Origin of the sequence: Halorientalis pallida, from assembly GCF_004118325.1 — an archaeon.
GTDB lineage: Archaea > Halobacteriota > Halobacteria > Halobacteriales > Haloarculaceae > Halorientalis > Halorientalis pallida.
This window is the reverse complement of sequence record NZ_RDFA01000004.1, coordinates 431,020-450,839: the sequence shown is the minus strand read 5'-3', so window position 1 is coordinate 450,839 and position 19,820 is coordinate 431,020. Positions and strand designations below refer to the sequence as shown.

The window sequence follows — 19,820 nt, the reverse complement described above, 5'->3', positions numbered from 1 at the left end:
TTGAATAGTTTGTACCGGCAGCTCCCAGTGAACGACATACTGGCACTGCTCAACTACCTCGCGCACAGTGGTGCGGGACTTGTCAGTGAAGTAAGCATCTGCCGAGGGTTGGTTGGACGGGACAAATCCCCCGTTCGGCATCACGGTCCCTGAGTTCAGGGCAAGTTAACTGTCGACCGTCCGCCGCCACGACTGTAGGCCGCGACAGACGTACTGCCGTCCAACGTTTCTCGCTCCAACGTAATGTCGTTGACTACGCGATGTGGGACATCCCGAGTGTCTCAGGATTCACGGCCGCTCATCTACTGGCTAATGTGGTGCGCTGACTGCGTGCCGGTCTGTCGGAGATTGCTGCAAACTCGCTCAAACACTCGGTGCTGATGTCGAAGCTCCCTCCCTGATGCGAAGTATGCCGTACTGGTGGTAGCGATGTTGTCGGTGCTGAGGTCAACGCCGAGAACTGTCCTCGTCGGTGTCTTGTTGTCCGACCTGCTTCTCGGGTTTCGGTTTGCGGAATCCAAGGTGAGACAGTAGTCGACATCACGTCAAAAAAGCGTTAATTCGGTGAGTTCTCAGTCCGTATGGCTGAGGTACCGGTGTTGTTAGTCGTCTTCGTCGTCTAACAACGCGAGGTCGCACCGTGAACCGTCTCGGGGTCAAGCCCCGAGGCACTCGGCCTGCTTAGCCTGCAGACAGTCGTTAACCGTGGTGAACGAGACTGTCTCGTCGTCAAACAGTGTCCTCGTCTGTGTATCATACAGTACCGTGTCGTAGGCGAAACTTTAGCTACCCGTGGCTGGGCGTCGCTGTCTGATCGCAGTCCCAAACATCAGGATATCCTGCCGATATCTCTTTCAAATGCGTTCTTGCAGTAAGGTGCACACCCGTACTGGGAATCTATCAATTTTTCAAACTCGCTAACCACACAGCGATATTCATAATAATTATATGTAAACTGAATTTTCAAGATAAGAGCACATACTCTTGTGAACTGGTTCTAAAGAGACTGGAGTTCCAGTTGCTCGGCGAGAAAAAGAGCCAAGAATGAACGTACTCAACGCCGTCGCGACTTGATTCGGGTTGACATCTCGGAATTCTCCGGCATCAATCCCACGCTGAATAATCGCTGCTAAGTGTTCTTCGTGACGCTCGTCGATTGCTGCAATCCGGTCCTGATAGTCGGAGTTGTGCGTGGCTTGGGCCCGGATCTGAATGAATACCTTAAGTAAGTTATCAGATGGTGGCGATATTTCTACGGCAGATGTGCTAGCTCTGTCATCTAATAATAAACTATCTAAAATGTCCTCTAACTGTCTTTTGGGCGAAACGTCTGCTGTTCGAATCAGATCGGACTCCATTCTGTCAAGTATATGATCAACAAATGACAATAAAAGATCATCTTTATCAGGGTAATGATAGTATATGGATGCTTTCTGCAAACCGACTTTATTTGCAATACGCTGGATGGAGAGCCCAGAATACCCCTGCTCCTGCAAGACTTCAAATGCGGCCTGTAGTATCTCTTCTTGAGTGTCTTCCGGCGGATCAGCAAAGAGATCGTCCGAAACCATATTATAATCCTCGGGAAATGCGGTTGTGAAGATTCCGATCGATAGTTCTACGATACTGAATATAAAGGCTTTTTACCGACTGAACGTTTGTTAGTCTTGTCACAGTGATGAACACCATTTTGAATTAGATGTTTCACAGTAACTCATATTCGGGTAGCTGAGTGCGCAAGCATCCTTACAGTGACCTTTCCAACCTGTATTGGTATACAGACATAAATAAATCCGTAACTTATTCATCGACACCAGATGCTACATACATCGACACAATTGCTCACCTCGTCACGACACGCGACCATCCTGATCGCAGTACTTGTTGCACTGTCAACAATACCACTTCCGGCGGCAGCCGCAGAGAATCTGGTCACAGGCGAGCCAGAAATCAGCATTTCCTCGCCAGATGCCACATTTGAGGCAAGTTCATCACAGACACTCTCACTGAGTGTCACCAACGATGGCGAAATCCGCAATGGTGGGGAGCCAGGCTACGAACAAGAAGTCCAAACGGCGCGTAACATGCGGATTGAAGTATTAGAGGACCGGATTAGTGCACCGATTGAAGTCAAGACGGGATCTCAGATTGTCAGCAGGTTAGCTAGCGGGGGGACCGTGCCACTACAGTACCAACTTGAGATCGGTGACGCAAAGCCAGGGACGTATCGGATCCCCGTCAAGATATCGTATGAGCACACTCGTGCAATCACGTATGGTCCGTATCGTGAGACTGAGCGGACGAGATCTCAACAAGACGAGATACAATACATCACCATCACAATCGAGGACAAACCACAGTTTAGCATCGTCGAAACCGACACCAATGCCGTCCACGCAGGCGACAATGGTGAATTTGCATTGTCGATCAAAAACACGGGAACCAGAGAAGCGACGGACACACGCGTAACACTATCGACACAGACATCGGGCGTGTACTTTGGGAAAGGGTCGAGCCCCTCACAGACGACCTCAGCGTATCTCTCATCGCTTGCGCCAAACGAGACACGTCGCATTTCGACACAGGTGGGTGCCAGCACTGATGTCTCAGCTGGGACGTACCCAATTGCAGTAACAGCTGAGTACGAGAACGTGAACGGAATACCTGAAACGTCGGATCGGCTACAGACGGGATTAACGATCAAATCGGAACGCGAATTCACACTGCAGAGCCTGTCAACGATGGATTTCCGCGTTGACGAACCAGAAGCAACGATTCAGGGCGAAATAGCCAACGCGGGCAGTGGAACGATCCGTAACGCCGTTGTCCAGATGAATCAAAAACAAGGGATCAGTATCACAAATGGTGAGGCAGCAGTCGGTGATCTCGGCCCCGGGCAGGCAGCACCGCTCTCATTCACTGTCAACATCCCTGCAGCGGCAGAACCGGGTTCCCAGTCGTTTAGCTTCACTGTCGAGTATGAAAACGCCGATGGAGATGTCCTCACGACCTCGACCCCGATCAGAAAATCGCTTCAGGTCGGGCCAGAGCGCGACCGGTTCGAAGTCGTTGGTGTAAATACGTCGGTAGCCCCTGGTGGGAGCGACACACTCACTGTTGACCTTCGGTATATTGGCTCCGAGCCAGTGGAAAATGCGAATGCGAAACTCTTCACGAGCGACCCACTCTCAGCGTCCGATGATGGCGCCTACCTTGGAACAATCGAACCGAACGAAACCGTGTCTGCAACATTCCAGGTGAGCGCCACAGGCGATTCACTCAACAAGTCATATAGTTCGTCGATTGAGGTTCGATATGACGAACAAGACGGCGATACACGCTTTAGTGGCTCGCTGTCAGTGGGTGTCCCCGTCAAAGAATCATCGTCTGGTGGGATTCCCTTCCTCCCGGCTGGTATCCTTGCAGGCGGGATTGTGCTCGTTGGTGGCTTCCTTATCTACAGACGGAGGTAAGAAGCACCACCAATGTGGGACCTTCGAGCTCTCTTCCGGCAGTTAGGGCAGATTATTCAAGCCCGGCCAATCCTCACGCTACTGTTCGCAATCGGCTTGGTTGGCGTTGCAATCACCGGCGCTGCACAGATCGAAAGCGTCACTGGAAATGAAGCATTTGTCGGTAGTAATCCGACACTAGACACTTATAAAAAGACGTTCGACCAGGGAAGTATGGCGACGCTGGTCCGGGGTGACGTGTCTGAGCCCGCAACGATGCGGGCAATCGATCGGTATGATAGCCGGCTCTCACAGACTGAGAACGTCGAACAGGTGATCAGTCCTGCTGATCGCGTCCGGCGTGAGTATGGACGCATTCCGGATTCACAAGGCAAAATCAGGGCGGTCGTTGGAACATCGGATTCGACGATCGTGACTACCGTGCTCAGCACTGACCTGAGCCAGCAGGAAACCCGACCAGTCTATACGCGGGCAACGGAGGCACGTGACTGGGCGCAGTTCCCGAGTGACGTCGAAGTCACGATCACAGGCCAACCAGCCTTCTCAGCCCAACTCTCCGCACTGATTCAGCAGAGTACGCAACAGCTACTGGGGTTGGCAGTTGGGTTGATGATTATTGCTCTGTTCTTCTTATTCCGCGGGGTCCGACTGCGGCTCCTCCCGATCGTCGCTGTGTTTACGGGGGTCATCTGGACGTTCGGCGCAATGGGATATACCGGCGTCCCAAACTCGACGCTGACGAGCGCTGTCTTCCCGATTCTTATCGGATTGGGCATCGACTACTCTGTGCAGTTCCATGAACGGTATGAAGAAGAACTCAACGGCGCTCCGACAAAAGAGGCACTGCCAAAGGCACTGGGCGGTATTGGCCCACCGGTCTTGATCGCTGTCATTGCAGCTGCCCTCGGGTTTGGGGCCACGTGGTTCTCAACGCTCGGGACGCCGGCATTTGTCTGGTTCGCCCAAACCTCGATCTTCGGCGTCCTCCTCACATTCGTCGCTGCGATACTGATCTTGCTGCCACTGCTAACGCTGTATACACGGTGGCGGACGCCGGATGAGGCGGTATCAGACACACCACCATCGCCAGGTACCAACGACCAGCAAACCCACGACGCTGAGTCAACCGCGTCCGCTGATATTGGCACGATGGGGCCAATCCTTGGCCGGATTTCCCGAGTTATGGCGTCGCATCCCTTCGCTGTCCTTGGGATTGCACTCGTCCTCACAACGGGTGGCTTCTATGCAGGGTCTGATCTGGACACCGTTGCTGATACGGAGGATTTCATTCCACAGGATCTCCCTGCGCTGACTGATCTGCAGCAGTTCCGGTCAGAAACCGGCGGTGGCAGCAGCGTACAGTACAGTGTCCTGGTGAGCGGTGATCAACTCCAAGACCCAGAGACATTACGCTGGATGGAGCGCTATCGCGCTGTGGCTGTCGGAAAACCCCTGATCACCGGAATGGAGACGCCAGCAACGACGATCAAAGAGTATAACCATGGAACACTCCCCAAAACCGAAGCTGGCGTTGACCAAACCCTCGATCGGATCCCAGCAGGAGAAAAACAGCGCTTCTACAACGACGGGTATGCCCATATCACGGTTATTGGGGCTCAGAATATGAACACCCAAGAGCAACTGGACCTCCTCGATAATGTCGAAAAATCAACCACTCTGAGTCAACCACCGGCTGGCGTTGAGGCTGAGCTCACTGGCCAAGCAGCGGCCGCAACTCCAGCAATCATCTCCCAGATCGAACAGCGGAACTTCACCACCGGTCTCGGGGTTGTACTTGTTTTTGTAGCTCTATTGCTCTATTACCGGAATCTGCTCCGGGCAGCTGCACCATTGGTTCCGATGCTGTTCGTAATCGGGTGGCAGAATCTCTATATGGCCGCCCTCTCGATTCCAGTGTCGCCATTAGGCGCATCGCTCGGTGCGATGACTGTTGGCATTGGCGCAGAGTATACGATTATCGTCATGGAGCGATACTTTGAGGAGGTCAAACAGGCTGGTATCTCACGTCTTGATGCCGTTGAGACGGCTGGCGCACGCGTTGGCAAGGCCATTAGCGTCTCTGGTCTGACGACGATCTTCGGGTTCTCGGCGCTAACGCTGTCACCCTTCCCAATGCTCGCAGACTTTGGCTTTCTTACTGTTGGAGTCATCTTCCTGACGCTTGTAGCGGCCATCGCAACTTTGCCACCGACGCTAATTGTCTTTGGTCGTCTCGCTGATGCGATTGCAGAGCTTCGGTCTGCAGATTCGGCCCAAAGCCAGGTGATTGACCAGTGAAATGAATAGACAATATAGCGTGATTTATTGATCGCCCTTGATTGCAGTGCCCTGCCCGGCCGGGGCGCCCGCGGCGTCGAGCAGGTGCGTGGCTTCGCTGGCAGCCCAGTCGCCATGGTCGTCGATCTCGTCGACGCATTCGCGTGGGCGACCGATCTCGCGGCGCCACGCGGCCGCGGCTATGCGTGTCTGGTTCGACAATGGCTGGGTGCTGGGTTGCCAACTGGCAGGCCACGTCCCAGACGCGGTTAGCATGGAAGGTATTGTGTGCGGGCATGGGGTCTTTGTAGTACGGGTGCGCTCGCTCACGGGCCAGCGCGACACGAGCGGCGGGCAGCACTGCTGGCCGGCCGCCGCTGGCCGGGTAGTGAGTATGAAGTCTGCTGTGGTTGGTCGGGGCTGGTGGCTCGCGTTCGGGTCGTGTGTTGGCTTAACCAACGGGTGGTGGAGTTTAGTTTCGTGTGTTGGTTAAGCCGTAGTGCTGTCGAGTCACCATTCACTAAACAGCAATTTAGTTTCACACAGTTTTTAACATCACATCACATTTGCTACTGTATGTCACCGGTCGCCAAATCTATTCTTGATGTTGAGGGTGTCAACCCCCGTATTGTAGCTGACTTAGGACAGATTGAATTTACAATCAGACACGTGCGTGATGACGTGGCCGATCACTACTCGGAGGCCGATCTTGAGGAAGCATACCGACTCATCATGGCGAATCAGATTTCAGGCAGCCAGTTTCGACAGATTGTCGACCAAGCACAATACACCGCACAATCGTTATTCTTTGATGACATCATCGTGCTGCTGTTCTCCTCTGAGAGCCACCAGGCTGTCTTTGCCTCCTTTGATTACCGCGAAGACTTCCCAATTTTTAAGATTATCGATCAGGCCACAGACAGTACGTCGGCCAACTAGACGTACACACTCTGCGAGTAATACCGAGCCGCGGATCGGATGGACTGGTGGGGTGATCGGCGAGTCCGGGACCGGACCATCGCGTGGAGCATACGAACCGGCCGCCAGCACCACAGGCCGCTGAGCTGTGTCTCCGACTGGCGAAGCTATCACAGTGCTGGCCCAGTCACGCAACCTCAGTCAGCGTGGGCGTGGTCAGCCTGTTCAATCGCCTCGATGCACTCCTCAAACTGCAGCGCACTCCCGATGTGGAAGTTCCTCGTGTCGGAATCGACCGCGCTGATAGCTTGTTCGAGATGGGCCTCTGCCTGTTCTTTGGGGGAAGGGCGCTCGCTCGTAAACGCCGGGCGGTGTGCGCTCGGGTATGGCCGTAGCTGGGCGGCGTGTGTGCGGTCACGGGCACTGGCGCGGGCCCGATCGCGTGGCCGCTTGTGAGGTGCACTGTGGACGTGTGCCCGGGGCTACCGACGGGCGCTGGGGCGCATGGGCGGGCGTGGGGATCGTCTGTGTGTGGGCGCTGTGGGCGGGCACTCAGGAGGGTGATGTATTGGCGGCTGAGTGTACCGATCTTCTCAGTAACACATAAATATCGCCGGTGAGTCAGTTAATAACTCACGGGTCCGTCTGTAACCCAACTCATCGTTGTGCCCCCGTGTATCGCTCCGTGCTTCAACCGTCCATGGGTCCTTCTGTAACTGTGCGTTCGAGATCGTGTCAGCGATCACCGGCACGCTTCAACCGCCCAAGGGTCCGTCTGTAACCGGGGCGCGACATCACGACCGACACCATTGAGGCACGATTCAACCGCCCAAGGGTCCGTCTGTAACCTCTACACATCGTCGACCACCTCCGGTTCGACAGCGATTCAACCGCCCAAGGGTCCGTCTGTAACTCCTCGTCGTCCAGACTGTCCCCACACCACTGGCAGATTCAACCGCCCAAGGGTCCGTCTGTAACCATGGCCGATTGGCCGGTCTCATGGGTGTCTATGTGCCGGTCCCACCTGCCAATTTCTGTCGACCCTCAATAGCCCCCGAACCCCAGGGGGGTCGATGGAAAATCCAAACTTGGCTATCAGATCTCGGAGCCTGTCTTGGGACTACTACTCCAAGTCAAAGCTAACATCGTCCTTGATTACACCCCGGCCTGTCTCGATCTGGTACGTACCAAGCGATGTCGACACATCGACCGCCACGATTGCATCTTTCTCAGCACTAGTCCCCTCGTCGGCTACTGGCACCGTCACGAGTGCCGATTTCAGATCATCGAACACCTCCTCGGCCGCATCCCACTGCCCCTCGGCGCAGAGCTCTTCGTACCGGTCATAGTGGCCGACCTCGGCACCGGTAACGGGAACGAGCAGATCACGCGTCGCGTAGTCTTGGTTGATCAACGAGGCCTGTCTGAGCCGGTCGCCATCGCCAGCGTCGAACCAAGAGACCGTCTCATCATCGCGCGTCGCCGTTTGCCGCTGGTGATGCAACAAGTCGTAGTACTGCTTGACTCCGTCTGAAATGACGGCCGATTCTGCCAGCCGGAATGAGCCCGAATCTGCAATCCCTGCCCCTCGAAGCGACCGAAGGGCGTTCCGCGTCGGCCGGAGGAGTGACTGCCGGCCATTGATAAGTTCTGACGGCGGTTGGGCAGTCGAATCAGGGGAAGCTAGCCGCCAGGCCGTGACAGTCCCGGTTGTGCCGTTGAATTCCCGGTTACACCGGCCGGCCGCCTGCACTAGCGATGGCAGTGGCGCAAAGTCACGGAACAGTCAGTCGAAACTCATATTAACGCCGGCTTCGATCAACTGTGTCGAGACAGCCATTGTCGCAGAGTCGTCGAACGGTGTTGACTGGTCCTGATCGAGTACCTGTTTGAGTGCTGCCAGCAGCAGTTCCCGGTCACGGAAGCGAATCCGTGTCGTAAGCGTCGCGAAGAGTGTGTCTCCATCCGCTGTCGCGTGGTCGTCGAGGTACTGCAGATAGCGGGCAGCCTGTGTGTCGAGATCGTCGCCATCACGGGCACTGGTTCGTTGCTGGAACTGATACAGTTCGCTGGCAAGTTGGATTGGTTCACCAGGGGTCTGCGCCGCTGTCAGCTCTTCAGTGAGTGATGCAGCACTCTCGATCGTATTCACAACCGCAAGCGATGTCGACCCGCGCGGTGTCGCGGCCTGGAGTTCGGTGGCAGCCTGCTCAATCGGGAGCGGCTCACCGCCGCCTGCTGGGAGATGTTCGCTGAGGCTGTCGTGGATCTGGAATTCGACACGTGGATTCGAGTTGGGCAAGGCTATGCAGTCCTCGTACGTCTCGGTCAGTGAGATCGGGGATGGAAGATCCTGCTCGCGTTCGAGGAAGCGCGGCTGGGTCGCCGTCATCTGAATGACGGTGGCATCATACTCACGCATCAGATACTCAGTGAGCCGGCTCACAAGATTCCACCAATCGTGTGGGACGGCCTGTGACTCGTCGACGACGATGATACTCTCGTCTAGTGCCGGGAGTTTCATTGACTGTGTATTCCCTGGCCCGGCCACGCTCTCGAACAGCTGTGTGAACGTCGTCAGCACGACACCGGCCTGCCATGTCTCGGCGTACACCGACGCACTCCCATGGTTGGGGTGCTCTGCGTCGGTCATGGCCGACAGATCTGTCCACGTATCGGCCAGGTGGTTATGTATTGTATACTCGGGATCGCCAGCAGCCACACCGAGGTACTCCTGGCAGACGTCGTCAAACTGGTCGATAATCGAGGTATAGGGTAGGGCGTATATGACGCGGCTATCGCGCTGCCCGGCGAGTTCGAGGCCTGCCCGAAGGCCAGTCAGGGTTTAGCCAAAACCTGTCGGGAGGGCGATATTGAATAGCCGGTCGCCCTGCTCGTGGTGATCGAGTAATTGTTGCCAGGCTCGGTCGTGGGCCTGCGACCGCAGCTTGTCCATCTGCTGTTCGGTGGGCGTTTCGCCGTCCGGGAGGCCGTCGATATTCGCGCGGAAATCATCCAGCGACGGCCGCCGCGGGGCATCGCCGGGCCTAGTGGGTGTTGCGGCGTCAAGTTTGTCCGCACACACGAGCGTCGACCAGGCCCGCAACACGCTTTTATAGAAGTGTTCGTCGAACTGCTGTGGCGCAATGAGCAGTCGTCGGTAGGTTTGTGGCGTGTCGACGTAGACATCCACCCACTGAAGATGGTCCTCACTCGCCTGCTGGAGGAGATCGTCGATAGCGTTCGGGGCCCGCGCGCCGATATGTTGCAACTGGTCACGTGCGACCTCGTATTTCGATTCGTCTGCAGGCTTTGGAGTCAGGTACTTTTGAAGCACAGACTCCAGCGTAGGGATGACGCCGTGGTGTTTGGCAACCGCAATGAAACCAGCAGTAATCGCGGGCCCAGACATATCGAGGCTATACAGGGTATGGGCTGTCAGTAGCGCACCCACGAACCCATGATGGATATGCTTGACGCGGGGTGCGTGGGCCCGACTCTTTGTTTCGAGGTATGTCTCAAACCATTCGGTGAGCTTCCCGGCATCGTGAGTCCAAGCGATCGCGGAAAGCAGGGTCTCCCAGTCGTCGCCATACGCGGGCGTAGCGCCCTCAGGCGCGAGTCGCTGGGCATTCTTAACGACGCCAGCAAGATGCTGGGCGAGTGACTGCCCAGGGCGCGCGGGGTAAGCCGCCAGCGAGGGGAGTTCCCGGCCCATCAAATGAAACAGACTGTCCTGTCACCGACGGCAGCTGTGGGGGCACCATCCACGCTGATTGAGGTGCCGCCGGGCGCGTAGGCATACGAGATGAAACCGGTCGTGTGCCGGCCTCCCTCCGTCGCTGTCATGTACGCGGGTGTTCGTTCGGTCTGGAGCGGTTCGCCCGGTGTCGGGACCACGTATTTTTCGGGGACAGTTGAGTCTACGGTGTCGGCTTCTGGCTGGGCCTCAACAGTCAACAGCTCCACATCCTCGAATGTTGCCAGACACTCTGTCTTTCCGAGTGATGGTGTGTAAGTACTCCGGCCTGTTTGCAGCATCTCAGCGAGGCGATCGAACGTCTCGTCATCGTCCAAAATAAGATCGATCCGGTAGGCGGGATCGACTAGGTATTCGAACGTCCGGCGTTTACGCTCCGTGCCAGTTGTCTCCGGCGGGATCACGGTCTTGCCCGTGACACCATCAGCCGTCTGGATGTCGTTCTCTTCGGTCGGGAGCGTAAGCATCGGGACGGGCATCGTCTCGAGTGACGACTGTGGACTGACCGCGACCGCCGACGCATCCGGCGCGAACGTCTCGTAGTAGGAGTCCCGTGGCTCACCGAGGACGGCCGCTAGCAGGCCAGTAATCGTCGTACGCGGGATCACACGATATGTGAGCTTTTCAGTCGTACTGTCGATACGCCGGAAGTGTGCCCACGACCCGCGAACCGTGAACGAGAGCGATTGTCGGCCAACGATATCGAGTCCGGTCGTCGTCATCGCTCACTCGTCGCCATACACGTCGATTGTATCGACTGCATCCTCGCCGACGACTCCTTCGAGCGCCTCGTAGAGGACGTCTGGCCCACCCGTGTCGTCGGTCGTTGACAGGGTGAGGTGCCGATCCGCAAGCACGTGTACCGTGTCGACGTGTTCGGCGTGGGCATCGAGATCGGCGAGCAGATCCGATACGTCGAGGACGACATCCGTGATGTTGCGAAGTTCAGTATCTGGCGTATCTTGGCCGAGCGCCAGTCCGTCGTCCAGCGTGCCGATGTGGAAGGCATCGGTGTTGTACTCGACACGAAGGTACAGCCGTGGTTGATGACCCATCTTCGAGCGGGTGAGCGTCTGGTTTTTCACAGCGCGCCACAGGAGCGTGTCGAGGCGTTCAACGTCTTCAGCTGTCAGTCCCGTATCCTCGGCCCCGACTTCGTTGACGACCCCGTGGAAGGGGATGAACGCGTATTGCAGTCGGTTATCGGTCGCGAACGTCCCCTGCTCGCTGTCACCGCCACTGGAGACGACCGTCGAGAGCTGTTTGGACTCGCTTTTCTGGACGACGGTGTTGAGGCTGCGCGCGTGGGAGAACTGAACCGGGCCGATGAACTGTCCGGGGAAGCCGTCACCGATTGCGTCCTGAAACTCCGACGAGAACGAACACGTTGCCCCGAAGTACCGCACGTCGGTGGCGTTCGCAAGGAATGCATCGGCGGCCTCGTTGCCGGTGGTGTCTTCCAGTGCGTCTTCATCGAGGCCGGTCACTTCTGTGAACAGCTCGTCACGGTCGATCGCGCCCTCGTAGCCGGCTTTCGATGGATTACGAATGTAGATGCCATAGTCGTCGTCATCGAGCTGATCGCGGATATACCGCTTTAGGCGCACGTCAGTGACGACGGCCCGGCCGGTCGTTTCGTCGATTCGTGGTTTGTCGTTGGCTGAGAGCGGGTTACCGTTGGGGTTAGTATCCTCTGCGTCGTAGGCAAAGATGATCTCCGAGCGGTTCTCGACGGTGTCGGTAGTAGAATTGGAACTCATTGGTCTGGATCAGTCGTTGGCAACCTCGGCGATGTCTTCGGTGTCCTCAGCGGGCTGTTCGATGTTGCTGTCGTTGAGTCCGTAGGCGATCCCGAGGCTGTAAAGCCACTGGAGCTCGGGTTCGGTCATCGACCAGGAAGTCGGATCTGTGCGCAACATTGTGTCGGCAAGGCGGCTGGTGTAGCGATTGTTCGTCAGATAGGATCGGTCGCCAGCAGCTTCAGCGTAGGAGTTGTCCATCTGGAGGACTTCCTTGGTGACTTCTTTGACTGTCTGCTTGGTGAGGTAATCGACGGGATAGCGCCGCACCAGCGTCGAGGAGACATCGTTGTAATCCTGGTAGGCTGTGATGCGCCCAACGAGGCCACCAAGCAGGAAGACGGCACGGTGCCGGATTTCGGCGAGTGCGTTGTGGCTATCGAGGAACTGTTCGAGCCGGTCTTCTTGTGAGTCTGGATCTGTCATCGTCGTGGTTGTGAAATCGAACGTCGTGTCTGTTGTGGTGAGCGCGCCAGCAATCGTCAGCGCCCGCAACTGCGTGTACTGCTCGACGACTGAGCGCTTGGGGAACGCGATGTACCCGTCATTCTCGTCGAACTGCTCGCGCTGGTCCTGGACCAGCTGGTGGATGTACTGTTCGAGCAGCGGCTGCATGGGGAGGTGCCCGCCCGTAAGGAGTTTTCTGACGCGCTGCATCCGATCGTCATCGATATCGCCAGCACCGGGGCGGTCGGAGGCCTGGCGACTCGTGCGCGTGGGCTCGGTCGTCCGCTGGAAATAGAACCCATAGAGAATGTAGCGCGTCAACTGTAGTCCGACTCCCAGCAGCGGGCTGCTTTCCGGTGAGGGATTCGCGGTGAAAATCCCATCGTCAGCAAACACACTGCTGTCCGTTACCTCGTTGTGGGCGTCTTCGAGGGCGGCCGGATAGTGACTAGCATCGAGCGTGTCGAAGTAGACACGATCTGGGTTGCCTGTCACCTGCAGGACCGCCGCAAAGCGAACGCGATCCCACACGTCAGTGCTGCCGAAGTTATCTCCCTCTCCAGTGGCCTGGGTGGGGTGTGCTGCCGTCCGCATGATGGTTTCGAGCTGGCTGTCGAAGTTGCCATCCGGCCCTGTCTCGGCATCGCGGAGCGGCTGGAACACGCGATCGTAGAAACAAGCGAAATCGTCCGCATCGAGGGTGTCTCCGCGTGCAGCCAGATACGGCAGGACGTACAGCCGCCGGTTGTTCCCGAGGCCATGATAGAAGTCCTCAAAGATCGAGTCGGCAGCTGCAACAGCGGCGGCCATGTCGAACGTGAGCGGGCGGTTGCGCCACGCCGCACTGCCATCGGTATCGAGATTCGGGAAGTGTTCGCGTTGCTTCTTGCCGAACATCCCGAACAGGCCCGGCGAGCCACCGGTCACCTCGCCGTTCTCACCGGTGACGTAGCCAACACCCTCGCCGCTTGCGGCCTTGACAGAGATGCTTTCGAGGCGGGAAGACTTCTTTTCGACCATCACCTCGTTGAGGACCGGAATCTCGCCGGGGAGTTTGTACTCCTCAGCGTCGGGCAGCCGGACACGGACCGTAATGAGCGCCTCGAACTCCTCGTCTTCACCACCAGTCTCGGCAAGGAAGGCCTCCGCGAGCGTTTCCATCGCTTCGTCGTCGTTTCCGAGGGCCGCAAGCCCCTCGATGATGGCTGCTGCATCGTCTGAGACACGCTCGCGGACGGCATCTGCATACTCGCTTTGGGCCCAGTCGGTGAACCGATCCTGAACGTTGTTCGTCCCCCAGGCGTCATCTCGCAGCCCCGCGAGATGGTGGGCATCAGCCGACTTTTGCGTGGTGATCGAGTAATCGGTCATGCTACTCGCCTTGTTTGCGGGGTAGGAGTGGCCGACCCGGAAGCGATCGGCTGCCGTGTAGCTCGTGACCTCGACGGGCCCGCCCACGCCGTCGGGCCGGAGCTGGGGGGTCGCCGGATCGGAGAGATCTGCGTAGACGGTGATGAGGCTATCCGGTTCGCCGAACAGCTCGCTCTGGGCGCGCGGCGTCAGGTAGGCGAGATGTTCGGGAGCCAGATCCCAGTCGATATCACCCGACTGGACGGCACTGTACCAGTCATACAGCGAATACTGCCACGCGATCTCGTAGAGCGAACTCGGGAGCCGGGGCAGGAACCGCTCGATGGCCGTCTGTGCATAGTCGTTACTCGTCATGGGTGGAAATGTTCAGGAAGCCAAATCCCAGCGAGTTGCGCTCGCCAATCCCGACATCGAGTGCGAGATTCAGGTGGCGTCGGTGGTCTGGATCACGGACGGTATAATCGAAGCGCCACTTGCTCAGGACCCACGTTTCCTGCTGGCCAGTCGTCGGCGTCACTGGGATGGCGAAGGTCTTGATGAGTTCGTACCCATCGAACAGGCCGCCATCTACGTCTGAGGGCCCCGGAAGGTGGTCCGAGCAGAACAGGCTGTGCTTTTTGTCCAGATTCGCTTCGATCTGGGTTGTGAACGGCTCCATCGTGTGTTCGGGCCGCCAGAACTCCGATTGTTCGTGGTCGATATCGAGCCCGTAGTCATCGAAGCGCCACGGCGGGATGCGGACCAGCACGCCGGTGCCTGTTTCGAGGGTGCCTGTCGTTCCCGGTTCACCAACATCGGGTGAGAGCGGGCTGACGTTCGTGACTGTGAAGGGCATCTCGCCGATGTTGAGTTCGGGTTCGGCTTCGAGATCCGCGGCGATGTGTGCCAGCAGGTCCTCATAGGGCGAGGCGACCAGCAATGTCCGCTCGTCGCCTTCGCTCATCTCGCCCGGCGGAAACGGATTCGAGTAGGCAAACCCCTTGGGCCGATTCTCGTCGTGTGCATCGTCATACGGTGTCTCACGCAAAGCCTTCCAGATGCGGCCGCGTAGCTTGTGGTGATAGGCGTTATCGTAGGCTGCGTCGGCGCGAGCCGTTAGATCCGTGAGAATGCGCAGGCACGCATCACCTCACATTGAGCGGATGCCATTACAACACGTCCAATCGCATAGACCTGATTTAAAATGTACCCTGCTGTGGTGAAAGTGAAACGAATGGTCACGATGGGGAGGGTCGTGCCGACCTGGCTTATCCGACCGTGTAGGGCTCGTCTGGAACGGCCACATATCTGCTTGCGGTTATTATTATCACGATACTTCAACCACCCACGGTCCCGTCTGAAACGTGGTCTTCGTAGGCTTCGTAGAAAGCCGTATCCTCGCTTCAACAGCCTGAGGGTCCATCTGAAACGTTTCTCCACCAGCGGGCCGTGGGTGTCGTCAGCGTTATCTCAACCACCTATGGGCCATGTGAAACTGTTTCGCACTCGGGACAGTTCTTTACACTTCCCTGATTCAACCGCCCAAGGAGCCGTCTGCAATTGAGGACTCGCTACGTCGTTTGATAAAATGGTACTGCAACTGCTCTGGGGACCGTCTGTAACCGCTGTTCAGTGACGTTTCCGCCACCGTTGGCCTTCCTTGTTTGCGCAGCCAGCCGAAACGGTGACAGACCAGATTGGTGAAAGCCGTCGCAAGTCTGCAACCGCCCACGAGACCATCTGAAAGCATGGCCGACAGAGCCACTATTGGCTCTGTACACGCGCGACTGGTATGAGGATTTCTGTCGTCCACGATTTCTTTATTCTGGCGTCGGTCGCCGACAGTTAGCGCGTGTCCAGTTTGACGGGTTTTGGGATTTGTCTGAGACAAGGTCGATGCCGAGGATTACCCGTTCGTCGACGCATTTCAACCACCCAGAGCCGCCTGAAACAACACGAGCTGCTCGGGTACCGGGTCTTAACGGTCGATTCAACGGACTAAACATCCAATCTTAGCTCTTGGAGTTGTTTGCTTCAACCTTCTATGTGCCCGTCTGAAACCTGTTACCGGAGCGTTCGCTGGGCACGCTGAACTCCGCTTTAACCACCCAAGGGCTCATCAGACATACGCTGGAGGACACGGTAGAAGAACAGTCAGAGCAGACTTCAACCGCCCAAGGATCTATTGGAACTTTCCTTTTCGTCCGTCCTAGACCGTTCGCCGCTGGTTCAACCGCATAGGGGTCCATTTGAACCCATTGCTGAAACAGACATTATGGGAATTGTAACTGCGCACTTGCGATGAAAAATCTTCGTCGATCGCCGGTAGCCTCTGTGTCCCAAGGGCGGTCGATGACGCACAGCCAGCGTCCGCGAACTGTGTCTGCTCTGGCTGGAAGCTGCGTGGGTGGCGCGGCGATCGTGTCTAAAACGCTGCGACGAGTGGAGATGTGATTGGCCAACTGGCACCAGTTGACCAACACACAGCAGCCCTCGGCGGTCGTGTTGGTTAAAAAAATTTCGCGCTGCTGGGCAGGAACTTCTGTTTTGGATGATGAACCAGAAACGGCCGATGCCATTACAATCACGCCGACGATCCAGTATGCAAATTCCGAAAGCGGATCGTTTGAATTGCGGGAGGTGGCCATGACAGACACGACCGACACTCACCTTGGCAGAATGCATAATATTGGCGTTCTGGGGAGTGGCGATACAATTGAGGTAACACTCTAGGAGACCTTTGAGAAACCCGGCGACAAGCACCTCACAGTCCACGTGCGTGGCACACAGTACAATAAAAAAGGCTCTGTTGAACGCCTTATTCATCGGGAACATCCTGTGTACATCAGCGTTTCCGAGCCATCAATGGAGACAGAAACAAAGCCGCAGCTCAGTATTGAGCCAGATGCCGCAGCGGTCGTGTCATCAATAAGGTGAACGTGACGAGCTCAAATGGCGCAGATAGTGCGATTGCCAATGTTTCGCTCCAGTTGACGGGCAGTACCGATCAGTTCTTGACCCAGACCCAACTCCGGACCAGCATTCAAGCCCACAAGTCAAATGTCTCTCTGTTTCACATCCGGCCATCAACGGCAGGCCCACAGAAGCTGACGGCAACATTGAGTTACGACGATAGTAAACGTCTCGTGGCAACTGAAATGGTTAGTGTTGCTCTTCCTCGCGATGACGTCTCGGTCTATCCACGACAGATACACACAACAAATCAATGACGCTTCACTACTAGGTCACCAATCGCAGGAACCGACCACTGACCGGAGTGGTCGTGGCCGGCAGCACGGAAGACTCTATCCTGCCAACAGCCACAGTAGCACGCATCCCTCCAGCTACGACAGAAACCGTGACGACGAGTGCGAACGGCCAGCCCTCAGGCACGGACACAATCACTGCTTCATATACTGTCGGATCAAGTAGCGGACAGAACGGATGGTCACGCTTGAGGAAACACCATATCAAATAAAGGCCGAACAAGCATCAGAATGAAAGTCTCCTTCGGTCTTCTAGGATATGTCCGGCATACTCGCTTCTGTTGTTTTCTCCATAGGAGGAATTGTCATGGTCGGTGTCGCGATCAGTTATCGGAATTGGCAGAAGCGGAGTCCCTGAAATAGAATCGAAATCCGTGTTCCCCACTGCTCATCCTATCAGCTACTGAGGAGAACAGAACTCAAGGGGTTCAGAGTTTGGACGACACAGTACTAAGTATTGTTTGCGAAGATTCGAATTTTGTCCAATAATTGAAATATTATCGGCAATAGCGAGTCGTCCTATCGGTTAGTCAGCCTGCCTAAACCGAAAAACACGACTGCGGACACATCCCACCGATACGGGATATAAACCATCGGTTGATTCATATCGACTCAGCTGTGTCTATCTCCACGACGCCCGAAAGCACAACACCAGATGTACACGGTATTACGTTATGAGGTTTGTCTAATTTCTTTAGAATTAACAATAAATAAAATTAACAAATAGGTCAGAAAAATATTCTTATAGTGGTGTCCATGCGATCGCCGACCGCTAATGATGAACCACTTATAGATCTTCCTTCACATCCCTTGGGACATCTGGCAGTTCTGGCAGCGCTGGTCACAGGTATTCTACATCTGCTTTTAGGCCCGCAGGTGATGTGGTTCAGTCAGACGCTTGGCATCCTGTTTATTTTAAACGGGATTGGATTCCTCGGCGGAATTGGGCTGTATCTGACCCGGTACTGGCGGCGAGGCCTCTATCTAACAGCTGCTGCATACGCTCTGATCACGATTATCGCACTGTTCGCATTCCAGGGATTCAGTGTTGAGGCGTTTTACAGACAGGGCAGCCTCAACCCAATAGCGGTCGCCTGAAAAGCAGCTGAGTTGGTTCTCGCTGTGTGTGGGGTTTTTATATATTGTGATTAGCCGATAGCGGTAGACTTCCGGCCACAAGAGCGGGTCTTTCAATAGCAGCAACATCACCAACAGCACCCACACCGTGGGTGGTGCGTACCGCTGTCGTTCGCGATGCTACTATCCCACACACGGTGATAGCCAAGGCGAGAAGGTGAGAGCATAACGGCTGAGACTGAATCTGGTATTATTGATACGCAACTAGCAGGGGCGTATAGGTAGGCTGAAACCCACAGTCAATGCATACATCAATGCAGCGCCGGTGGAAGCGAAGCTCAAAGATCAGTGATTTTTCGGAACATTTCAGCTGTGGATTGTGCAGAACTTCTTGATTAAGTGCGAGAGCACAACAAGACATCCTTCTGAACGCTTCCGTTGAACCTCTCTGCGGATTGAATGGTATCTGAAATGATTGAGTTCTATCACGTATCGACGATCGACCTGTGTGACAAGCGTGGCGATTAAATTGCCAGCGCACTTCCGGACTACGATGGCTGAAACTGAAACAGATGACACCGATGCACCATCACTTCTTGGGCGCTTGCTGTTTGGAAGTGGCTTGATTGTGCTGGCACTCCGGAACTTCACGGACCTCAACGGACGAATCGCCTACGCCAATGCCAAGGGCGTCCCCAAAGCAGACACGCTCGTTCCGGCAGCCAGCGGCCTCCTCCTCGGCGGGGGCCTGGGCATTAGCATGTGGAAGTTTCCTAAACTCTCCACTGGTAGTGTGGCTGCATTTTTTATTGGTGTTACGCCACTCATGCACGACTTCTGGGCCGTTGATGACGAGCAACACGATGAGGAACTGACTGCCTTCCTCCAGAACATCGCACTCCTCGGGGCGGCGCTTACATTCCTCCAGCGCGCACGTCAAAACTAACTGTCCCTACAGACGATTCCATTCTCCCAGCCAAGTCAGACCAGAGCCCATGCTGATTCTAATGACTGGGCTGGTCAACACAACAGATTTTACCTCTGTACCGCAGCGACTCCTTCGTGTTCAATTAATTGCACGACCGTTAGAGTATAATTCCGAGATTTGTACTTCGGGTTCAGCCTATCTTCTACATGAGAGGGAATAAGCTGACAACTAGTGACGTGACAGTGGTTCACGTAGAACGCAAGCGGTGGGTATCATTTGAAGTTGAGTTAGGAATCCACCCCATAGACGGGCCGCGGATCGGTATTCGCAGAGGTCGATCTATTGTCCTGAGTCGGGTTGATGATCTTAATGTTGAAGGGCTCCTAAACTAGTCGACACCATGTTCTCCCTACCGAAAGCAGAAGCGTTTGTTCCCGCTCACACCGTGGACTACAGTCATAACTACCCGGAAATAATTGAGCGAGATTGCGTGGCAGACATGACGAACACTTCTAAACTCGCCCC

At 55.9% G+C, this 19,820-nt stretch carries 14 protein-coding genes; 5 read left to right on the top strand and 9 right to left on the bottom strand.

Annotated elements, in window-relative coordinates; genetic code table 11:
* Positions 1-944: 944 nt before the first annotated feature.
* Complete coding sequence (locus EAF64_RS13595; RefSeq protein WP_129069538.1) at positions 945-1,571, bottom strand: TetR/AcrR family transcriptional regulator; 627 nt, start codon at positions 1,569-1,571, stop codon at positions 945-947.
* A 246-nt stretch (positions 1,572-1,817) separates the two neighbouring features.
* Here EAF64_RS13595 and EAF64_RS13590 point away from each other — a divergent pair, with 246 nt between their 5' ends.
* The 3 genes from EAF64_RS13590 to EAF64_RS13580 all read left to right on the top strand — a co-directional run bounded on the left by EAF64_RS13590 (position 1,818) and on the right by EAF64_RS13580 (position 6,689).
* A complete protein-coding gene (locus tag EAF64_RS13590; protein ID WP_129069537.1) occupies positions 1,818-3,473 on the top strand; it encodes a COG1361 S-layer family protein in 1,656 nt (551 codons plus the stop codon).
* Between the two features lie 12 nt (positions 3,474-3,485).
* Entirely contained in the window at positions 3,486-5,771 is a 2,286-nt protein-coding gene (locus tag EAF64_RS13585; RefSeq protein ID WP_129069536.1) for an efflux RND transporter permease subunit, read from the top strand.
* Positions 5,772-6,326: 555 nt separating this feature from the next.
* Complete coding sequence (locus EAF64_RS13580) at positions 6,327-6,689, top strand: hypothetical protein (RefSeq protein ID WP_129069535.1); 363 nt, start codon at positions 6,327-6,329, stop codon at positions 6,687-6,689.
* Between the two features lie 1,102 nt (positions 6,690-7,791).
* Here the strand turns inward: EAF64_RS13580 and EAF64_RS13575 are convergent.
* From EAF64_RS13575 to EAF64_RS13540, 8 genes are all read right to left on the bottom strand, one after another.
* Positions 7,792-8,421, bottom strand: coding sequence for a hypothetical protein (locus EAF64_RS13575; RefSeq protein WP_129069534.1), 630 nt, complete (start codon positions 8,419-8,421; stop codon positions 7,792-7,794).
* Between the two features lie 33 nt (positions 8,422-8,454).
* Positions 8,455-9,321 carry a hypothetical protein gene (locus tag EAF64_RS13570; RefSeq protein ID WP_129069533.1) on the bottom strand — a complete coding sequence of 289 codons (867 nt, stop codon included), beginning with the start codon at positions 9,319-9,321 and terminating at the stop codon, positions 8,455-8,457.
* A gap of 192 nt (positions 9,322-9,513) precedes the next feature.
* Positions 9,514-10,386, bottom strand: coding sequence for a CRISPR-associated endonuclease Cas3'' (locus EAF64_RS13565; protein ID WP_129069532.1), 873 nt, complete (start codon positions 10,384-10,386; stop codon positions 9,514-9,516).
* Entirely contained in the window at positions 10,386-11,150 is a 765-nt protein-coding gene (cas5b, locus tag EAF64_RS13560) for a type I-B CRISPR-associated protein Cas5b (RefSeq protein WP_129069531.1), read from the bottom strand. The genes EAF64_RS13565 and cas5b overlap by 1 nt, the downstream gene beginning before the upstream one ends.
* Before the next feature lie 3 nt (positions 11,151-11,153).
* Positions 11,154-12,188 (bottom strand): type I-B CRISPR-associated protein Cas7/Csh2, encoded by a 1,035-nt coding sequence (gene cas7b / locus EAF64_RS13555; RefSeq protein ID WP_129069530.1) that lies wholly within the window; start codon positions 12,186-12,188, stop codon positions 11,154-11,156.
* Positions 12,189-12,197: 9 nt separating this feature from the next.
* Positions 12,198-14,399, bottom strand: coding sequence for a TM1802 family CRISPR-associated protein (locus tag EAF64_RS13550; RefSeq protein WP_129069529.1), 2,202 nt, complete (start codon positions 14,397-14,399; stop codon positions 12,198-12,200).
* Positions 14,389-15,162 (bottom strand): CRISPR-associated endoribonuclease Cas6, encoded by a 774-nt coding sequence (cas6, locus tag EAF64_RS13545; RefSeq protein WP_129069528.1) that lies wholly within the window; start codon positions 15,160-15,162, stop codon positions 14,389-14,391. The genes EAF64_RS13550 and cas6 overlap by 11 nt, the downstream gene beginning before the upstream one ends.
* 1,135 nt (positions 15,163-16,297) lie before the next feature.
* Positions 16,298-16,672, bottom strand: a complete 375-nt coding sequence (locus EAF64_RS13540; RefSeq protein ID WP_129069527.1) for a hypothetical protein — start codon at positions 16,670-16,672, stop codon at positions 16,298-16,300.
* A 1,374-nt stretch (positions 16,673-18,046) separates the two neighbouring features.
* On the opposite strand from EAF64_RS13540, the gene EAF64_RS13535 reads away from it, so the two are divergent.
* Together EAF64_RS13535 and EAF64_RS13530 are read left to right on the top strand one after the other, a co-directional pair.
* Positions 18,047-18,388, top strand: a complete 342-nt coding sequence (locus EAF64_RS13535; RefSeq protein ID WP_129069526.1) for a DUF7475 family protein — start codon at positions 18,047-18,049, stop codon at positions 18,386-18,388.
* A gap of 532 nt (positions 18,389-18,920) precedes the next feature.
* On the top strand, positions 18,921-19,313 hold the full coding sequence (locus EAF64_RS13530) for a DoxX family protein (RefSeq protein WP_129069525.1): 393 nt from the start codon (positions 18,921-18,923) through the stop codon (positions 19,311-19,313).
* The last annotated feature ends 507 nt before the right edge of the window (positions 19,314-19,820 follow it).